The organism is Planctomycetota bacterium, assembly GCA_026387035.1.
Lineage (GTDB): Bacteria > Planctomycetota > Phycisphaerae > FEN-1346 > FEN-1346 > JAPLMM01.
In genome coordinates, this window is record JAPLMM010000270.1 from 1 (window position 1) to 18,059 (window position 18,059).

The window sequence follows — 18,059 nt, forward strand, 5'->3', positions numbered from 1 at the left end:
GCCTCATGCCTTACGACGTCGCCAGCCCCCGGATCACGCCGTGGGCCCCTTCGTTCCTCAGTTCCAGCGTGTACTCGCCCAGCACCTGACCCTTCTCGAAGTCACCGGTGACCGCCAGCGGCCGGTATTGGAAACTCCGGCCGGCCAGCGGCAGGACCTGGATGCGGCTCGAATCGAGCAGCAGACAAGCGTCCCTCGGCACCCAGCGCGACAGGATCACCCGCTGCACGCCGAAATCGCTCTCGTAGATGGCGATCTGGCTGGCGTACCGCGGATCGTCGGCCGCGTACGCCCGCGAGTCGGCGCCGAACTGGCTGATCACGCGCTTCTGGTACCCGTTGACGGCAATCAGGTCCACTTGGCCGCTCGACTGCTCCCAGATGAGGCGCAGTGCCGTGTTCAACTTCTCCTCGTCCAGGTCGGCCCCGCTCGGGAATCCGCCCGTCCCCGGCACGAACCGGTTCGTCCCGACCTGCGGCAGGATGCCGTTCATCGTCCGCCGCACCGTCCCCGAACCTTCCTCGTCCGCCGCCGGCGCCACGCCGTTGACCACCGTGTTCTCCAGGTCCCTCAGGAGTTCCCGGACGGCCTTGGTCTTCTGGAAGTCCAGTTCGTCCGCGACTCCCAGGTGCCGCACCGCCAGTTCGCTCCCGCTCACGACGAGGGCCTTCGAGAAGATCTGCGTCCAGTTGCCGCGACGCGCCCGGAACGTGAACCGCGCCGCGTCGGCGTCCTGCCCCTCGAGCGACGCGTTGCCCAGGATGTTGAGCACGTCGCCCGAAGCCACCGCCTCCGGCGTCGTCCCGCCGTAGCCCCGTGCGACCGTGATCGTGTCCGCCCCCACGTCCGTCACGAGCATCAGTTCCTCGGCGTCCTCGCACCGCAACTGGTCGCCCACCCGGAACCTGTCGGCGTGGGCCACCTCCAACTCGGTCTCGGTCTCCGGGTTCGACGGCGTCGCCGTCAGTGCGTCGGTGTTCGGCAGCAGTTCGTCTTCCAGCCACTCATGATGCGTCGAGCGCGCCTCCACCTGGGCGTCACCCAGCGCATCGAGCAGCGGCGTCTCGGACGGGCTGATGATGCTCACCAGGTCCGACACGTCTTCCGCAATTTCCGGCAGGCCCGCGCCCGCCGAGTAAGTCGCTTTCCCCGTAAACGGCATGTTCGGCTCCTTTGCTCTGGTTCCGGGCTCGCCGCGCTATATTCCGCCGCGCCGCGCCCGCATGTAGGTCATCACGTCCTTCACGTTTCCCGTTTGGCGCGCCTGATCGGCCAGCCGATCCAGGACACGTCGCTGCCCGCTCGCACCCGCCGGCTTGACGCCCGTCGTGCACGGCCCAAGTCCGCGCGCCGCGGCCCCGGCCGCGGCCGCCGGCTCCCCGCGCAAATGCGGCTTCTCGGCCAGCAAGGCCCGCGCGAACGTCTTCAGGTCCTCCGGCGGCTCCTGGCCGGCCAGCCGGTGGCGCGCCAGCGCCACGGCCGCCTCCACGTCGGCGCAGCCCGCCGACAGGAACTCGCGTTCCAGCCGACGGTCGCGCTCGATCGCTTCCACCCGGCCGCGGAGATCCTCGGCCTCGCTCCGGGCGGCCGTCAGGTCCGCGCCGAGCCGCGACGATTCCTCCTCGCGCTCTCCGCGCATCGCCTCCAATTCCGCCTCCAGCGCTTCGGCCCGGCGCTCCGCCTCCTGCGCACGCCTGCGGTACTTCGCACTCTCGCGAATCACTGCCTGCGGCTCCTGCCGCCCTCCGCTCGACGCGGACTGGCCCGCCTGGGCTCCTCCTGCCGTGGACATCTTGTCCTCCTCCTTCTGTGTCTAGTCCGCCGCCGGCACGGCGACGGCCATGCGTCAGTCATCCGGCCCGTACCCGAGTTCCCGGAGCACCGTTTCGGCCGGCACGCCGAGGTCTCGCTTCGCCTTCGCCTCAGCGAGTTTCTCGCCCAGGTTCTCCGGCAGCGGCGAAGGCCAGTGCAGCCGCGTCCCGCGCGCCTCGGCCGGCGTCTCCAAGATCCCCAGTCGGTCCAGCGCCTCCAGGATCATCCGGTTCACTTCCACCAGCCCGGCCCCGTACGTTAGCTGCTTCCGCTCCAGCCGCGCCAGCGTTCCCATCAGCACCACGCGCAGCGCCGTCGCGCTCGAAAGGTTCCCCAGTTGGTCCTTCAGAAGACCCGCCGCCAGCGGCGTCACGCCCGAGACCTTGTCCATCGCCTCGCGCAGTTCCGCGATGTGAGACTCCTCGCTCGGGCTCTCCGCGTCGCCCCCGAACTCCTCGATCGAGGCCTCCGGGTTGTCCGTCGCCCACATCCGGCCGGGCGCCACGGGGCGGTCCTCGAACCCCTCGATCCCGCGCCCGAGGTACATCTTGAAACTCTGGAACGTCACCCGGTTCGCCCGGTCCGACAGGCGCGTGTTCAGTTCGTCCTGGAGCGGGACGAGCGGCTCGACTTCCCCCAGCCCCTCGTAGTGGTAGGGATGGGCGAGGTTCTGGATGTGAACGACCGGGACACGCCCGAGGGGATTTTCGCCCTCGCCCGCAAGTTCCCCGTCCTCGTACCGCTGCCACCACCGCGGACCGAGGATCTCCAGCACCTCCACCTCGTCGATCTGCGGACGCGACCGGCCGAGCAGCCGCTCCGCCGGCGTCCCGTCGGCCACCCGGTTCGCCTGTTTCCGGAACGTCTGAATCCAGTACCGCAGACGCCGGTAATCGTCCTCCTCGAGGATCGGCAGAACCCGCGGCGCCTCGACGGCTTCGATCGCCACGGCCGACGCCGCTCGCGATTCCACGCTCGCGCCCTCGCCGGCCTCCACCGGCCTCGCACGGACCACCAGGTCCACGAAGCCGTAGATCGCCCCGAGCAGCGCCGCTTCCTCCAGGAGCGCCTGGCCTCCGTTGGCCGCCCACACCACGCGGAGCACCGCCTCGATCTGCGACGCGAGGTCCCGGCTCTCGGCCAGGCTCTCCACCGCGACCGGCTTCCCGGCGAGGTAGTGCACCCCGCAGTCCACCCGCCAGCCGATGTCGTTCTCGATGACGACTTCTTTGCGGCGAAACGCGCCGTGCGGCACGCCTTCGCCGCCATACCCCAGGTGCGACCGCCCCGTGATCCGCGCCGGCAGGCCGAACTCCTGCGCCTGCGTGTACGGGCGCGCACACGCCGCCCAGTCGCTGTCGATCGAACGCACCGCCTCCAGGTCCGCCAAGCCCGCCACGAGCGGCGACAGGTCGTTCTTGTAGTACGCCCACAGCCGATTGAAATGAATCGCGCGCGGGATTGCATCGTCCCGCACCAGGTATTCGACAAGCCCCGCGTCCAGTTCCGGGTCCGCGAAGTTACGGAAGTCCAGCCGCATCGGCTTCGTCACTCCGAACCTCCTTCCATCGCGCCCGCCGGTCACGCGTACCGGTGCTTCCTCAATAGGAGGCGCCGGACGCCGGCGTTTCACGCGCCCCGTCGCTGCAACGCTCCGGCCGAACGCAAAGGCGGGCGGGCGCCTCCGCGCCGGCGCCTTCCGCCCGCGACCTTCTGGCCGCAGCGGCGAAACGCGAAGACGCGCCGCACACGCCCTCCACCCTTGGGCGGCGCGCCGCGTCCCGTGCCACCAAACGGCCAACGCCATACAGTTTCCCGTGCCGCCAAAGACCGCAACTCCTGCCCGGATAAGGACTTGCGAATTCCCGCGGTTCGGCCGGATTCCCCCGGAGGGTGGGCACGTTTGTGTCACGTCCGCGCGGGTCGCCAGGGAGCGGTTCGAGGCAGGGCCTAATCGGCTTGACCCCCGGCGCCCGCCCGCTACGATAACCGGGGCCGAAGGATGCGTTCGAATCGGACGAGGAGCCCCGCGGAAATGGAACAAGCCATCGCCAAAGCCGCCGTACTTATCGAGGCATTGCCATATATTCGCCGCTTCCGCGGACGCACCGTCGTCGTGAAACTCGGCGGCTCCTTCATGGACGTCCCCGAGGACCTCGAGGCCGTCTGCGCCGACATCGCCTTCATGCGCGCGGTCGGCATCCGGCCGGTCGTCGTCCACGGCGGCGGCAAGGCCATCACCCGCGCCATGGAGGACGCCGGCCTCGAAGCCAAGTTCGTCGCCGGCCTCCGCTACACCGGGCCCGAGGAACTCCGGATCGTCGAGGACGTCCTCGCGACCGACGTCAACGGCCAGATCGTCGCCCTCCTCGAAACAGCCGGCGCCCGGGCCGAGGGACTCACCACGAAAAACCGTTGCGCCCTCGTGGCCGAACCTCTCAAGGCCAAGGACGGCGAGGATCTCGGCTTCGTCGGACGCGTCGTCCGCGTCGATGCGCTCCTCCTGAGGGGTCTGGTGGACCTCGGAACGATCCCCGTCCTCGCGCCGCTCGGCCTCGGGGCCGACGGCCAGAAGTACAACTGCAACGCCGACGAAGCCGCAGGCGCCGTCGCCCGCGCCCTGGAGGCCGAAAAGTTAGTCAACGTCTCCGACACGCACGGCATCCGGCGCAAGGCCGACGACCCGGAAAGCCTCCTGTCGCACCTCTCGGAACCGGAGGCCGAACGCCTGCTGGCCCAGGGCGTCATTTCGGGCGGCATGATCCCGAAGGTCCGCACGATGCTCGATGCCCTCAAGGGCGGCGTCAAAAAAGCCCACATCGTCTCGGGGCGCGTGCCGCACGCCCTGCTCCTGGAAATCTACACCGACAAGGGCGTCGGCACCGAGATCGTGCCGTAGAAAAAGGGGGGAGGATGTTTATCTTCGGTCTCATCGCGAGCGTGGCCGACCGCGAGAAGGTCCTCGCCAAGGGGATTGAGCGCGGGTGCCTGGAGTGCCTTCGCACAACGCCGCACGTCCTCGTGGAGGAACGCCGGCAACTCTCGATCTTCTTTCTGCCGGTCTGGCGCTGGAACCGGCGGTTCTATCTCGTCTGCGGCGGCTGCGGCCACCCGGAACCCGTCCCGCCGGAAGAGGTCGAGGCCGTTCGCCGCGGCGAATAACCCGCCCGCGCGGACCGTACGAGATAGGGGAAAACAATGGCAAACACATCACCGGAGCCTGACGACATCCTCGGCACGCGACCCGCGGGCGAACGGCGCGCCGGAGCCGCACAGTTAGGGCGCGCCGGCCTCGGACTGCTTCGCCACCGCGCCCTGCGCGTCTGGGGACTTGCCGTCCTGACCTTGGCATGTCTTTTTGTGATCTCGCAACTGGTCTTCGCTCCGCTTAGCATCGGCCTCTTCGTTACCGACGGCCATGATTTCGGTTGGTGGTGGTGGCACATCACAATTATCGTGAACATCGTCGCCATAGCGCCCTTCCTTGCTGCTTATGCGTACGCACTACTTCTGCTCTTGCAAGGCCGCCGCGCGGGTGCAACAACCTTGTTCAGCCCCTTCCGCAGCACCGCGCTCTGGGCGAATACCATGATTGCCGGCAGCGCGGCGCTCTTGGTGCATTGGCTGGTTCCGTGGCTTGGGCGACGGATTCCCTGGACTGAACTGCAATCCGGCCTGGTGGATGAAAACTCGCTCCTGGCCAAGACCTTCCGCCTCATCCCGGTTCCTGAATGGCTCATCCACAGGCTACCACACTGGATCGGCATCCTGCTGGCCATACCCCTCGCATGGTCGGCCCTGAACGTCCTCGTCCTCGGAGACTCCGGCATCCGGGCGATCGTGCGAAGCACGCGTCTGTCGCTTCGTCATTGGCGACTTGCCGCCCTGTACCTGGCGGCCGCCGTTTTGCTTCCCCTGGCCGATTGGGTTTGTGTCCCGCTCGCGGACCTTGCCCTCCTCAACAAAGGCATCGCGCAAGATCTGATCTTCGGTCTCTATGGTCTCTGTAATCTCCTCGTTTCGAGTGTGATATTGCCGCTCGGAACCCTCGTCCTGGTTCTCGTCTACCGCGAGATGGTCTGGCGGGAGCGGGAGGCGGGCCAGGCATCGGCCGCCCTTCTCGGTTGACGCGGAGGCCTCCGCGGGGCAGAATAGGCAGCCCGAGCGCGCCTTGGCGCGTCGGCACGGAAACCCTCAGGAAGGAGTCAGCGATGAACGGTAGCGCAATGGTTCTGGTGCGGGTCGGTTGTCTCGGGGCGATTCTCTGGGCGAGCGTTGCCTTCGCCGGCGAGCCAGCCGGTCCCGAGCCACGCATCACCATCGACGCCGCGAAAACCGGCGAGCCGATCTCGAAGTACATCTACGGCCAATTCATCGAGCACCTGGGCCGGTGCATCTACGGCGGCATCTGGGCCGAGATGCTCGAAGACCGCAAGTTCTGGTTCCCCGTCACGTCCCAGTACGACCCGTACCGCGGGAAGACGCCCGGGCCCGGCGCGCTCTTCCCCGTGGTGGCCGCCTCGCCGTGGGAAGTCCTGAGCCCGCCCGACTCGGTCCGCATGGTGAAGGAAGACGCCTTCGTAGGCGAACACACGCCCCAGGTCGCGCCGGGCAGCGGCATCCGCCAGAACGAACTGGGCCTCGTCAAGGGCAAGGAGTACGTCGGGTACGTGTGGCTCAAAGGCGCCGGGGGCGCCGCCAAGGTTGAGGTGTCGCTTGAGTGGGGCGACGGGGCGGACCAGGCGGCGCGGGCGACGTTCGGGGCCGGGCCGGACCGCTACGAGAAGCGCGCGTTCCGCTTCGCCGCCGGGGCCGACACGGACCACGGGCGGCTCGCGGTCCGCGTGGCGGGCCCGGGCGCGTGCTTCGTCGGCACGGCGTCGCTCATGCCGGCCGACAACGTCCAGGGCATGCGGGCCGACACGCTCGCCGTACTCAAGGAACTCGACGCGCCTGTGTACCGCTGGCCGGGCGGCAACTTCGTGAGCGGGTACAACTGGAAGGACGGCCTCGGCGACCGGGACCGCCGCCCGCCCCGCAAAAACCCCGCCTGGACGGGCGTCGAGCACAACGACTTCGGCCTCGATGAGTTCATGGTCTTCTGCCGGCTCCTGGGGACCGAGCCGTACATTGCCGTCAACAGCGGCAGGGGCGATGCCCAGAGCGCCGTCGAGGAACTCCAGTACGCCAACGGCGGCGCCGACACGCCCATGGGAAAACTGCGGGTGGCCAACGGCCACGCGGAACCGTACGGCGTCAAGTGGTGGGGCATCGGGAACGAGATGTACGGGGGCTGGCAACTCGGTCACATGCCGCTCGAGGAGTACGTCAAGAAACACAACCAATTTGCCGAGGCGATGCGGGCCGGGAACCCTTCCATCCGCCTCGTCGCCGTGGGGGCCGTCGGCCCGTGGAGCGAGGCCATGATGCGCCAGTGCGCCGACCACATGGACCTCGTGAGCGAACACTTCTACGTCCAGAAGAAACCGGACCTCGCGGCCCACGTCCGCCAGTGCCCCGACAGCGTCCGGCGCATCGCCGACGCCCACCGCCGATACCGCCGCGAACTGGAGTCGCTCAAGGGCAAGGACATCCGCATCGCCCTGGACGAGTGGAACCACTGGTACGGCCCGCACGTCTTCGGCGAACTCGGCACGCGGTACTTCCTGAAGGACGCCCTGGGCATCGCGGCCGGACTGCATGAGTTCGCCCGCAACAGCGAGATGTTCTTCATGGCCAACTACGCCCAGACCGTGAACGTCATCGGCTGCATCAAGACCACGAAGACCGCCGCCGCGTTCGACACGACGGGCCTCGTGCTGGCACTCTACCGCAAGCACTTCGGCACGCTGCCGGTGGCGGCAACGGCCACGGCGCCTCTCGACGCCGCCGCTGCCTTCAGCGGGGACCGAAAGACCCTGACCCTCGCCGTCGTCAACGCCTCAACAGAGAAGGCCGACGTCGCGCTGGAGATTCAGGGCGTCGGGCTCACGGGCGCCGGCCGGCGATGGGAGATCACGGGTCCCGGCCCCGACGCCTACAACGAGCCAGGCAAGCCCCCCAGTGTGACGGTGAACGAATCGGCCGTGCGCGGCCTCACGGACAGGATTTCGGTCGCGCCGGCAAGCGTGACGCTCCTCGCGCTCGAGGTCAAATAGGCCACTCGCGCACGCGCTTGACCCGCCGCCGCGAAAGGCGTAACCTCCCTGCGCTGCCCAGGCGAAGGGGATGCGCGATGGCAAAGACGATCCGGATCGGGGTCCTGCTTTCCGGCAGCGGACGGACACTCGAAAACATCCTGAACCACATCCAGGACGGCAGCCTCAAGGGCCTGGCCGAGGTCGCTGTCGTCATCGCTTCGCGCCCCGGCATCCGCGGCATTGAAATCGCCCTGGCCGCCGGCGTCCCCGCCCATGTCATTCGCCGCAATCCCGGCGCGCCGGGATCCGTCCAGGCGTACTCCGACGCCATGGTCGCCCGCCTGGACGAGCGAAAAGTCAACCTGGTTTGCATGGCCGGGTTCCTCTCGTACTGGGTCATCCCTGCGCGGTACCTGGGGCGCGTGATGAACATTCACCCCGCGCTGCTGCCGGCGTTCGGCGGCGAGGGGATGTACGGCCACCACGTGCACGAGGCGGTCCTGGCGCGCGGCTGCAAAGTGAGCGGGTGCACGGTCCACTTCGTCAACAACACGTACGACGACGGGCCGATCGTTTTGCAGCGCGCGGTGCCCGTTCGGGCCGAGGACACGCCCGACGACCTCGCGGCACGAGTGTTCGAGCAAGAATGCATCGCGTACCCGGAGGCGATCCGCCTCTTTGCCGAGGGACGCCTCCGCATCGAAGGCCGCAAGGTCCACATTGACGATCCCGCATACAAGCCCGGCGCCGCCGAGCGCTGCAAGCCAGATTGAGGGCCGTCCTATGGCCGCTCCCTGCTGTGCATTCCGCACTCCGCACTCCGCATTCCGCATTGAGGAGGTCGCCTGGCCGGCGGACGTCGAGGCGCTGTTCATCAGGGTGGCGTGTCGCGCTTCGTTGCCCCCGACGGCCGGGCGGTCCTCGAGCCGCGCGAGAATCCTTTCGACGCACTGCGTGCCGCCCTCGCGGCTACACGTCTTGAAGCCGAGCCCGCACCGCAGGGGGGTGGCACTGGTCCCAGCGCGCCGGGGCCCGCCAGTGCTGTACATGAACCGGCGAAGGATAAGCACGGGCGGACGAGCCGCCCGTGCCACCCGTCCAGGGGAAGCGGAGGGCCCGGAAAGCCGCTCCCATTCGGTCCGGGTTTCTACGGCTATCTCGCCTACGACCTCGGACCGTACGTCGAGCCGACCGCCCCCCTCTCGCCGACGCGCGACATCGCGCTGCCGGACCTCTGGTTCGGCTACTACGAGACGGTCCTGGTGCTGAACCACGCGGAGCGCCGGGCCGTGCTCGTCGGGGCCGACGGGCCGCCCGCCGAGGCGCTCGGTGCGGCGCTGGCCGCGGCCGGCGGGCCCGCTCCCGGCGCGCCGGGCGTCGATGCGGCCCGGCCGGCGCGCGAGGCCTCCTGCAACTTCACGCGCGAAGGTTACCTCGGGGCCGTCGCGCGGGCCCGCGAGTACATCGCGGCCGGCGACATCTTCCAGGTGAACCTGAGCCGGCGCTTCACCGTGCCCCTGGAGCAGAACCCCCCAGGACCGGACCTTCGCCCGGCGAGCCTGTACCGGCGCCTTCGGCGCGCCAACCCGGCGCCCTACGCGGCTTACGTCGGCCTCGGCGCCGGGCGGGCGGTGCTCTCCTCGAGCCCCGAACTCTTCCTCGACCTTGCCGCCGGGCGCGTCGTCACGCGGCCCATCAAGGGCACGCGCCCGCGCCGCGCCGGCGAGGCCGAATCGTCGGACTTCAACCGCCGCGAGCGCGACAACCTCCTCCGGTCCGAAAAGGATAAGGCCGAACTCGTGATGATTACGGACCTGGAGCGGAACGACCTCGGCCGCGTCTGCGATTACGGCAGCGTCCGCGTCACCAATCCGCGCGCGGTCGAGGCCTACGAGGCCGTGTACCACACCGTGGCGACCGTCGAGGGGCGGCTGCACGAGGGGCTGGACCTCGTGGACCTCCTCCGGGCGACGTTCCCGGGCGGCTCCATCACAGGGGCCCCGAAGGTCCGCGCGATGCAGATCATCGCCGAAATCGAGCCGACGCGCCGCAGCGTCTATACCGGCGCGGTCGGATACCTCGCGCCGCCGTCCGGCGCCGAGCCCGCCGGAAGATGCGTTCTTAACATCGCTATCCGGACGCTGCTCGTGGCGGGCCAGGCGGTCCATCTTCAGGCAGGGGGGGGCATCGTCGCCGATTCCGACCCGGCGGCCGAGTTCGACGAAACGAGCGACAAGGCCCGCGCAATGCTCGCCGCCCTGGGCCTTGCGCCGTAAGAAAACGAACGAATCATGAATATCGAACACCGAACCGCAAAAGGAAGAAGGGAACGGCCAAACGACTGGCCGAAGCCAACGGTTACGTGCCAATGAGTGAAAACGAATTCGTTTATGTCTCCGGCGATTTTGTGCCGCGCAAGGAGGCGAGAATCTCCGCCCTCGATGCCGGCGTTCTGCTCGGCGCCGGGCTCTTCGAGACCCTGCGGACCTACGGCGGCCGGCCGTTCCGCCTCCAGGCGCACCTCGCGCGGTTGCGCGCGAGCGGAGAGTTCTTCCGCATCTTCATCCGCGAGTTGGACTCCCAAGTCGCCGAGGCGGTCGCACGCCTGGTGGAAGCGAACGGCCTGGCCGACGTGCGCGTGCGCCTGACGGCCACACGCGGGCCCCTCGCCGACGCCGTCGACGACGACGAGGCCCCGCCCGCCACGCTCATCATCACCGCCGGCCCCATGACGCCCTACCCGGCCGAACTCTACGAGAACGGCGCCACCGTCGTCGTCTCCGACATCCGCACGAGCGCGGACGACCCGACCGTCTATCACAAGACGACCGGGTACCTGAGGAACCTCCTGGCCCTGCGCGACGCGCACCGCGCGCGAGCGACCGAGGCCCTGATCTTCAACACCAAGGGGCGCCTGGCCGAAGGCTCGCTCTCGAACGTCTTCATCGTCTCCGGCGGGAGGCTCCTGACGCCGCCCGTCGAGGAAGGCTTGCTCGCGGGCATCACGCGGGCGGCCGTGCTGGAACTCGCGGCGGAGGCAGGCGTCCCGGCCGAGCAGAAGCCCCTTTCAGCCCGCGCGGTGCTGGACTCCGACGAAATGTTCCTCACCAACTCCATCATGGAGTTGCTGCCGGTCGGCCGCGTGGAACGAAAGGAAATCGGGGACGGCCTGCCGGGCCCAGTGACGAAGCGACTCGCCGAGGCCTACCACGCCCTCGTCATCCGCGAAACGGGGCAGTGAGGGCCCCCGCAGGCGGCTCGAAGAACTACACCTGGATATCCGCCTCGCGGGAGATTTCGGCCTTGTGGGCCTCGAGGAGGGGACGGATCTCGGCGGCGAGAAACTCCTCGACCTGTTCGGGCGCGCGGCCGACGAATCGTGCGGGGTCGAGTTCGGCGTCGATGTCCACCTTGGCGAACGCCTTGTCGGCTTTCAGGCGCAAGAGCAAATCGTTTTCGCCGCCCTCGAGTTTGACTTGCTTCGCGGCCGCTTGGCTGTGCCGGCGGATTTTCTCGTGCAAGGCCTGCCGGTCGCCCCCCGCCTTCACCGCAGCCATCAGGATGTTCTCGGTGGCCATGAACGGCAGTTCCTCGGCGACGTGTTTCGCGCACATCTTCGGATAGACCACAAGCCCCGCCGTGATGTTCTGGTAGAGCCGCAGGACTGCGTCGGCGCCCAGGAACGCCTCCGCGAGGACGATCCGGCGCGCCGCCGAATCGTCGAGCGTCCGTTCGAGCCACTGTTCGGCGGCGGTGGCTGCGGCCGCCGGCACGAGCGCCATCACCACGCGCGCCAGGCCCGTCATGCGTTCGGCCCGCATCGGGTTGCGCTTGTAGGCCATCGCGCTCGAGCCGACCTGTTTCTCCTCGAACGGTTCCTCGAGTTCCTTGCGGTTCGCCAGGAGCCTCAGGTCGTTCGCAAACTTGTGCGCGCTCTGGGCGATGCCCGACAGAACCGTGAGCACCTGGTAATCCACCTTACGGCTGTACGTCTGGCCGGTGACGGGATAGACGCCGGCGAAGCCCATCTTCTCGGCGACAAGCCGGTCGAGTCGCCTGACCTTCTCGTGGTCGCCGTCGAACAGGCGCAGGAACGACGCCTGGGTCCCGGTGGTCCCCTTGACGCCGCGGAACCGCAACTCGCCGAGCGCATGCGCGAGGGCACGGTAGTCCAACAGAAGGTCGTAGAGCCAGAGGCACGCGCGCTTGCCCACGGTCGTCAACTGGGCCGGCTGGTAATGCGTGAAGCCGAGCGTCGCGAGGTGCGCGTGCTCTGTGGCGAAGCCGGCCAGGCGGTCCATCACCGCCAGCAGCCAGCCCCGCAGGAGCCCCATACCCTCGCGCAGGATCACGAGGTCCGCGTTGTCGCCGACGAAGCAACTGGTGGCCCCGAGGTGGATGATGGGGCCCGCCTTGGGGCATTGCTCGGCAAAGGCGCGGACGTGGGCCATCACATCGTGCCGCAACTCGCGCTCGAGTTCTTCGGCCCGCTCGAAATCCACGTCGTCGGTATGGCGGCGCATCTCAGCAATCTGTTGGTCGGTGATTCCCAGGCCGAGCTCCTTCTCGGCCTCGGCCAGGGCGATCCAGAGCCGCCGCCACGTCCGGATCTTCCGGGCCGGGCTCCACAGGGCCGCCATCTGGGGCCCCGCGTAGCGCGTCACCAGGGGCGAATCGTATACGTCGTGGCCTTCCCGGCGCTCTGGCATGGTCTCTCCTCGCCTGTGTCGCCGACCCTATGGTAGTCTCTCCCGGCCGGGTGCAAAAGAATAAATGCGCCGGTTCGGCGCGCGGGGCGGAGGACCAAAAAGGGTCCGACCCGTCCCGGGCGGGACGGGTCGGCGTGTGTGTGTCAGGAGCGTGCCGCTCGCGCGGCAGGCGTGACACGGGTGCGCTGTCAGATGATGATGTCGGTGGCCTGCTCGATCGCGCGGACCGCGCTCGGCAGGTTGTACGGTTTCTCCAGGTACCCGTCGAATCCATCGCCAATCGCTTGCCGGCCGCCGGTCCCTCGGTCCGGTGTCACGGCAACGACGCGCGTAGCCACCAGTTCCGGGTCGCCCCGCAGCGCTTGCCGCGTGTCCCTCGCGTCGAGTCCGGGCAAGGTGAGGTCAAGCAGGATGACATGCGGCCTGAATTCGCGCGCCAGGAGGCCCGCCTCAAAGGTGCCCGTGGCGACCTGCACGTCGTAGCCGAAACCTCGCTTCAGCCCATGGCGCAGGGCGTCCGCAAACTCGTAGTCGGGATCGACAATCAAGACACGCACCACGGCCCCGTCGAGACCTCGAAGGGGAATACCGTGCGCGCGCATGAACCGCACGAGCGACTCTCTGGGGATCCGACGATCGCGGGAACCAGGTATTTTGAAACCGCGCAACTGCCCGGTGTCAAACCACTTGGAAACCGTCCGCGGCGCGACGCCACACATCCGCGCCACCTCCCCGGTGGTGAAAACTTCCTTCATGCCCACTTCCCCCGGATATGCCGACTATAGCCAGTGGCTATAGCCGCACAACCCCCTTGCGAACAGCCTTGGAAGTATACCACATAATCCCGAAAAGTCAAATCGGATGGGCCTAGAAAGCCAAGATAACCCGGTTTCGGGCCTTACAACCCGAATATCTTCTCTATTTTAACGCCCCGCCGCCCCCTTTTGGCTCGTCCCCCGGTCCCCTTGCGCGCCCTACGCCAGGCCCAGCCGGCGCCGGACCTCGGCCGCCGAGAGGCCCCGGACGAGCAGGTCCTTCTCCGGCCGACTGCCGCCGCGAAGAATCTCGACGTCGCCCGGCCTGAGGCCCAGAGCCCTCGCAACGAGGGACGAAAGCGCCCTGTTGGCGGCGCCTTTCTCGGCCGGCTTGCGCACCGCCACCTTCAGCCGATCGCCAAGCGGACCGACGATCCCTTCCCGCGACGACCCCGGAACTACTTTCACCGCCAGGATCGCGCCGCCTTCGGCCGGTTCGACGATGGCCATCACTTTCTCCCCGCGCCGGCTCGCCTCGGCGCCCTGCCTGGGTCACCGCGACCTTCCGGTCGCGGCTCGGACGGGCCGCACGCCGGCAATGCTAGTCCTCGTACCGTCTCAGGTCCCCTTCGCTCAGGCCGAAATGGTGACCGATCTCATGCAGAACTGTCGTCCGCACGACGTCGCGCACGGCCCGGTCGAAGGTGTCATCCTCGCTGGGGGCATCGGCCGCACCGCCCGCCCGCTCGGCCGCTTCCGCGAGCACCGGCTCCCGGTAGATGACGATGCGGTCCGGCAGGACGGCCCCGTAGGCGTGGTCGCGGCGGCTCTGCGGCACGCCCTCGTAGAGGCCCAGAAGCGTCGCGCGCCCCGCCAGACCCATCTTCCGAAGAAGCCGGCGCGCCGGCCTGGCCTCCACCACGACGTCCACGTTATCGAGCCGCTCGGCAAACTCGGCCGGGAGGGTCTCAACCGCCTCGTCCACAAGTTCCTCGAACCGCTCGGCATCCACCGGCCGCCTCCTTCCCCGTGGGGCGACCCGGAATCCTAACCTGCCCCTGGCGGCCCTGCAAGCCGCTCCGCGGCGCAGGGCTGCTTTTTGGGTTGCATCGGCCGCGTCCGGCGTTACAATATGCCGTTTCCGGGACGGAGGGGAATAATGTGCGCTCCCCTTCGGGTCGCGGCTAAACGTGGCGCGCGGGCAGGCGGCGGGGGGGTCTGGCAAGCGAAAGGAGTCGCAAGGGTGGCTGTGTGCATTCGTCTGAAACGCCTGGGCCGGCGGAACCGGATCTACTGGCGCATTTGCGCGACCGACAAGCGGATGGCTCGCGACGGTCGTGTCCTTGAGGAACTGGGTGCGTACGACCCGCACGCGAAGAACGAGGAGAAGGTGACCCTCAGCCGCGAACGGGTCTCGCACTGGCTGCGCGCCGGCGCCCAGCCGTCCGCGACGGTCGGGCAACTGCTCGCCCACGTGGGCATCGACCCCAAGGGCAACGAGGTGGCCCCGAAGCCGTGGCACAAGAAACGCCAAGCGCCGCCGCCGGCCGCCAAGAAGGTCGCAGAGGCAAAGGCGGAGGCGCCGGCCGAGCCGGCCAAGGCCGAGGAAGAGAAGCCGGCCGAGTAGGCGAGAAGGCGCGCCATGGGCCTGCGCATCGACGTCATCACGCTCTTCCCGGACGCCTTCGCGAATGTGTTGGAGACGAGCATCCTCGGCCGCGCTCGCCGGGAAGGGCGCGTTGAGGTCGTCCTCGTGAACCTGCGCGACTTTGCGTTGGACGAGCGCGGCACGGTGGACGACAAGCCGTTCGGCGGCGGACCGGGCATGGTCCTGATGTGCGAACCGGTCTTCCGCGCCGTGGAGCACACTCGCGGCCTCGACGAGCGGCGCGGGAAGGTCGTCCTGCTGACGCCGCAGGGCGAGCGGCTGACACAGGCGCGTGTGGCGCGCCTGGCAGGCGAGGAGCGGTTGATCCTCGTCTGCGGCCATTACGAGGGCTTCGACGAGAGAATCCGGACCCTCGCGGACCTGGAACTCTCGATCGGCGATTACGTATTGACGGGCGGGGAACTGCCCGCCATGGTTCTCGTGGACGCCGTCGTTCGTCTTGTGCCCGGCGTCCTGGGGGCTGAGGCGGCGACGCGCGAGGAGAGTTTTTCCGACGCCGTCGGAGGCCTGGAGTACCCGCAGTACACCCGGCCGCGAGTCTTTCGCGGCATGGGGGTGCCCGAGGTGCTCGTGTCGGGGAACCATGCGGCGATCGCCCGCTGGCGGGCGGAGCAGGCGTGCGAGCGGACTCGCCGGCGCCGGGCCGACCTCGTGCCGGACCCGTCACGGCCACGGGCCGTGCCGTGGCCGGACGAGCCGGCCGGCCGGACTTGAGGAGCGCGGACATGCTGGCCGCTGTTGGGATGTTTGAGTTTGCGATCATCGTGGCCCTGTTCATCGGGTTTTTTGGCGGCATCGCCTTGGCGCTGTTCTTGCGGATAATGCGCGGCAAAGGGAGCCGGGGCGGCCGCGGAAAGGACTGACGCGGAGCCCCTCCCGCTCCGGAGCCAAAGAGAAAGGCTGTGCTATGCGAAAACGTGCCATCGAACGCGTCGAGGCCCAGCACCTCGCCAAAGAGCCTCCCCAGTTCCGCGTCGGCGACATCGTCGACGTCGGCATCCGCATCCGGGAGGGCGACAAGGAGCGCGTCCAGGTCTTCACCGGCCGCGTCATCGGTCGCCGGGGTCGCGGCTCCACGGAGACGTTCACCGTGCGTCGCGATTCCGTCGGCGCCGAGCGTATTTTCCCTCTCCATTCGCCGCACCTCGCCTTCGTCCGCGTCACCAGTTCCCACCGCGTGCGGCGGGCGAAACTTAATTACCTCCGCCAACGCGTCGGCAAGGCCACGCGCCTCGTCGAGGACCGCCGCGACACCGAGGCCGCCGGCGCCTGAGAAGGATCCGGGCGGCGGGTGAACGTGCCCGTCCCGTCGGGACGGCTCGAAAGGCGCGTCGTTCGAGCCGCGCCCGTAAGGCGCCGCCCTGAGCGCAGCCGAAGGGTCGCGGTCGCGTACGAGGCGCGCCGAGCGCTTGGCGGCGGGCGGCAGGCAGGACGCCCCATGAAAGCATTCTACCAGGCGCTGCGATACGCATGGCCCTACCGGAGCCGCATTCTGCTCGCGTGGCTCGCCGGCTTCGTGGGCTCCATCCTCTGGGCCGGCTCGATCGGCTCCGCTCTGCCCCTGTTCAACCTTTTCTTTCAGCGGCCGCCCGAGGGGTTCCAGGTGCTCGAAGAAGACGCCGGGGCGCCCGGCACGAGCGCCGCCAAACGAACCGTGGTCGTCGGCCCCTCCTGGACCGTCGTCCAGGGGCCTGAGGTGACCGAACTACGCGCCGAGGGGCATACGGTGTACGTCCCGCCCGACGTCGAGGTCCGTCACCAGGAAGCGGGCCTCCGCGGTCTGGCCCAGAATGCCGAGCAGAAAGGCTCGTTCTACGCCCCCCTCATGCGCTGGCTGGCCGAGCGGTTTCCCCCGGACCCGTTCCAGTCGTTCGCCTGGATCATGGCCGCGATCGTCGCCATGATGGTCCTGCGCGGCCTAATGGACTTCTTGTACGAGTACCTGGTCGGCCACACGGTCAACCGGGCCGTGCTGGCGCTGCGTCTGAAGGCGTACGACCGCGTTCTGCGTTCGCCGCTCTCGCTCTTCGTTCGCATCGGACCCAGTGACATCATGAGCCGATTCCAGCAGGACATGCTCTACCTGATGGACGGCATGAGCACGGTGCTGGGCAACGCCGTCGTCATGCCGCCGCGCGCCGCCATCTGCCTGGTGATGGCCGTCGCCATCGGCGTCACGATCCACCCGTGGCTCCCGGTGATCGTGCTGGTGGCAGCGCCGATCGTAGGGGTTCTGGTGCGGCGGTTCGCGACGCTCATGAGGCGTGCGACGCGTAAAGGCCTCGAAAGCTACGCCGCTCTCCTGGGGAACATCGAGGAGGGCCTCTTCGGCATCCGGGTGGTCAAGGGCTACCGCCTGGAGGGACATCAGCGTAGGCGCTTTTTCACCGCCTGCCGCGGCTTCTTCAAGAACTCTCTGCGGGCCATCCGCATCCAGGCCGCCACAGGCCCCCTCGTGGAAACCATCTTCACGGTCGCCGCCGCCTTGGCCATCGTCGTCGGCGCCTGGATCATTCTGGAGCGCGCATTCGATCCGGAAAGCGTCAGCAAAATGAGCACCTGCTTCCTTCTCCTCGCCGGTGCCCTCGACCCCGTGCGGAAACTCTCGAACGTCTCGAACCGCGTCCAGCAGGCCTCCGCCGCCGCCGACCGCATCTTCGCCCTCATGGAAGCCGACCCGGAGCCCCGCTACGGCAGCCACGGCACCGTCCTCGCCCCGCACCACGTGTCCATCCAATTCCGCAACGTCTCGTTCGCCTACGAGACCGGCAAACCCGTCCTCCACGACATCAACCTCTCGGTCCGCCACGGCGAGGTTCTCGCCATCATCGGCCGCACCGGCTGTGGAAAGACCACCCTCGTGAGCCTCGTCCCCCGGTTCTTCGAACCCACCGGGGGAAAGATCCTCATCGACGGCACCGACACCCGCCGAGTGACCCTGCGATCCTTGCGCGACCAGATCGCCATCGTCCCC

Annotated in this window: 19 protein-coding genes; 12 read left to right on the forward strand and 7 right to left on the reverse strand. The window is 68.4% G+C overall.

The features are described 5' to 3' along the window. Nucleotides 1–10: 10 nt before the first annotated feature. The 3 genes from NTX40_10430 to NTX40_10440 are packed head-to-tail and all read right to left on the reverse strand — an operon-like array spanning nucleotide 11 to nucleotide 3,364. Nucleotides 11–1,162, reverse strand: a complete 1,152-nt coding sequence (locus tag NTX40_10430; GenBank protein ID MCX5649489.1) for a DUF5309 family protein — start codon at nucleotides 1,160–1,162, stop codon at nucleotides 11–13. Between the two features lie 36 nt (nucleotides 1,163–1,198). Further along, nucleotides 1,199–1,792 (reverse strand): hypothetical protein, encoded by a 594-nt coding sequence (locus NTX40_10435; GenBank protein ID MCX5649490.1) that lies wholly within the window; start codon nucleotides 1,790–1,792, stop codon nucleotides 1,199–1,201. 54 nt (nucleotides 1,793–1,846) lie between these two features. Then, entirely contained in the window at nucleotides 1,847–3,364 is a 1,518-nt protein-coding gene (locus NTX40_10440; protein MCX5649491.1) for a phage portal protein, read from the reverse strand. A 483-nt stretch (nucleotides 3,365–3,847) separates the two neighbouring features. Between NTX40_10440 and argB the strand changes: the two genes are divergently transcribed. From argB to NTX40_10475, 7 genes are all read left to right on the forward strand, one after another. Then, nucleotides 3,848–4,711 (forward strand): acetylglutamate kinase, encoded by an 864-nt coding sequence (argB, locus tag NTX40_10445; GenBank protein MCX5649492.1) that lies wholly within the window; start codon nucleotides 3,848–3,850, stop codon nucleotides 4,709–4,711. A 14-nt stretch (nucleotides 4,712–4,725) separates the two neighbouring features. Continuing rightward, the gene (locus NTX40_10450; protein ID MCX5649493.1) at nucleotides 4,726–4,974 is read left to right on the forward strand and encodes a zinc ribbon domain-containing protein; all 249 of its coding nucleotides are present in this window, start codon (nucleotides 4,726–4,728) and stop codon (nucleotides 4,972–4,974) included. Nucleotides 4,975–5,010: 36 nt separating this feature from the next. Continuing rightward, nucleotides 5,011–5,940, forward strand: a complete 930-nt coding sequence (locus tag NTX40_10455) for a hypothetical protein (GenBank protein MCX5649494.1) — start codon at nucleotides 5,011–5,013, stop codon at nucleotides 5,938–5,940. An 83-nt stretch (nucleotides 5,941–6,023) separates the two neighbouring features. Next, nucleotides 6,024–7,970, forward strand: a complete 1,947-nt coding sequence (locus tag NTX40_10460; protein MCX5649495.1) for an alpha-N-arabinofuranosidase — start codon at nucleotides 6,024–6,026, stop codon at nucleotides 7,968–7,970. A 77-nt stretch (nucleotides 7,971–8,047) separates the two neighbouring features. Further along, nucleotides 8,048–8,725, forward strand: a complete 678-nt coding sequence (gene purN / locus NTX40_10465; GenBank protein MCX5649496.1) for a phosphoribosylglycinamide formyltransferase — start codon at nucleotides 8,048–8,050, stop codon at nucleotides 8,723–8,725. Nucleotides 8,726–8,836: 111 nt separating this feature from the next. Continuing rightward, nucleotides 8,837–10,228: an anthranilate synthase component I family protein gene (locus tag NTX40_10470; GenBank protein MCX5649497.1), complete on the forward strand. Its 1,392-nt coding sequence runs from the start codon at nucleotides 8,837–8,839 to the stop codon at nucleotides 10,226–10,228. Between the two features lie 92 nt (nucleotides 10,229–10,320). Further along, nucleotides 10,321–11,193, forward strand: coding sequence for an aminotransferase class IV (locus tag NTX40_10475; GenBank protein ID MCX5649498.1), 873 nt, complete (start codon nucleotides 10,321–10,323; stop codon nucleotides 11,191–11,193). A gap of 25 nt (nucleotides 11,194–11,218) precedes the next feature. On the opposite strand, the gene purB is transcribed toward NTX40_10475, so the two are convergent. From purB to NTX40_10495, 4 genes are all read right to left on the reverse strand, one after another. Further along, entirely contained in the window at nucleotides 11,219–12,661 is a 1,443-nt protein-coding gene (purB, locus tag NTX40_10480) for an adenylosuccinate lyase (GenBank protein ID MCX5649499.1), read from the reverse strand. A gap of 188 nt (nucleotides 12,662–12,849) precedes the next feature. After that, nucleotides 12,850–13,416: a helix-turn-helix domain-containing protein gene (locus tag NTX40_10485; protein MCX5649500.1), complete on the reverse strand. Its 567-nt coding sequence runs from the start codon at nucleotides 13,414–13,416 to the stop codon at nucleotides 12,850–12,852. Between the two features lie 219 nt (nucleotides 13,417–13,635). Beyond that, nucleotides 13,636–13,926, reverse strand: a complete 291-nt coding sequence (locus tag NTX40_10490) for a DUF167 family protein (protein ID MCX5649501.1) — start codon at nucleotides 13,924–13,926, stop codon at nucleotides 13,636–13,638. A gap of 91 nt (nucleotides 13,927–14,017) precedes the next feature. Then, on the reverse strand, nucleotides 14,018–14,428 hold the full coding sequence (locus NTX40_10495; protein ID MCX5649502.1) for a metallopeptidase family protein: 411 nt from the start codon (nucleotides 14,426–14,428) through the stop codon (nucleotides 14,018–14,020). Between the two features lie 231 nt (nucleotides 14,429–14,659). Between NTX40_10495 and rpsP the strand changes: the two genes are divergently transcribed. From rpsP to NTX40_10520, 5 genes are all read left to right on the forward strand, one after another. Beyond that, nucleotides 14,660–15,043 (forward strand): 30S ribosomal protein S16, encoded by a 384-nt coding sequence (rpsP, locus tag NTX40_10500; protein ID MCX5649503.1) that lies wholly within the window; start codon nucleotides 14,660–14,662, stop codon nucleotides 15,041–15,043. A 21-nt stretch (nucleotides 15,044–15,064) separates the two neighbouring features. Further along, the gene (trmD, locus tag NTX40_10505) at nucleotides 15,065–15,799 is read left to right on the forward strand and encodes a tRNA (guanosine(37)-N1)-methyltransferase TrmD (protein MCX5649504.1); all 735 of its coding nucleotides are present in this window, start codon (nucleotides 15,065–15,067) and stop codon (nucleotides 15,797–15,799) included. 11 nt (nucleotides 15,800–15,810) lie between these two features. Further along, nucleotides 15,811–15,948: a hypothetical protein gene (locus NTX40_10510; GenBank protein MCX5649505.1), complete on the forward strand. Its 138-nt coding sequence runs from the start codon at nucleotides 15,811–15,813 to the stop codon at nucleotides 15,946–15,948. 44 nt (nucleotides 15,949–15,992) lie between these two features. Next, nucleotides 15,993–16,358: a 50S ribosomal protein L19 gene (gene rplS / locus NTX40_10515; GenBank protein ID MCX5649506.1), complete on the forward strand. Its 366-nt coding sequence runs from the start codon at nucleotides 15,993–15,995 to the stop codon at nucleotides 16,356–16,358. Nucleotides 16,359–16,523: 165 nt separating this feature from the next. Further along, nucleotides 16,524–18,059, forward strand: a 1,536-nt coding sequence (locus NTX40_10520; GenBank protein ID MCX5649507.1) for an ABC transporter ATP-binding protein, incomplete at its 3' end; no start/stop codon positions are given.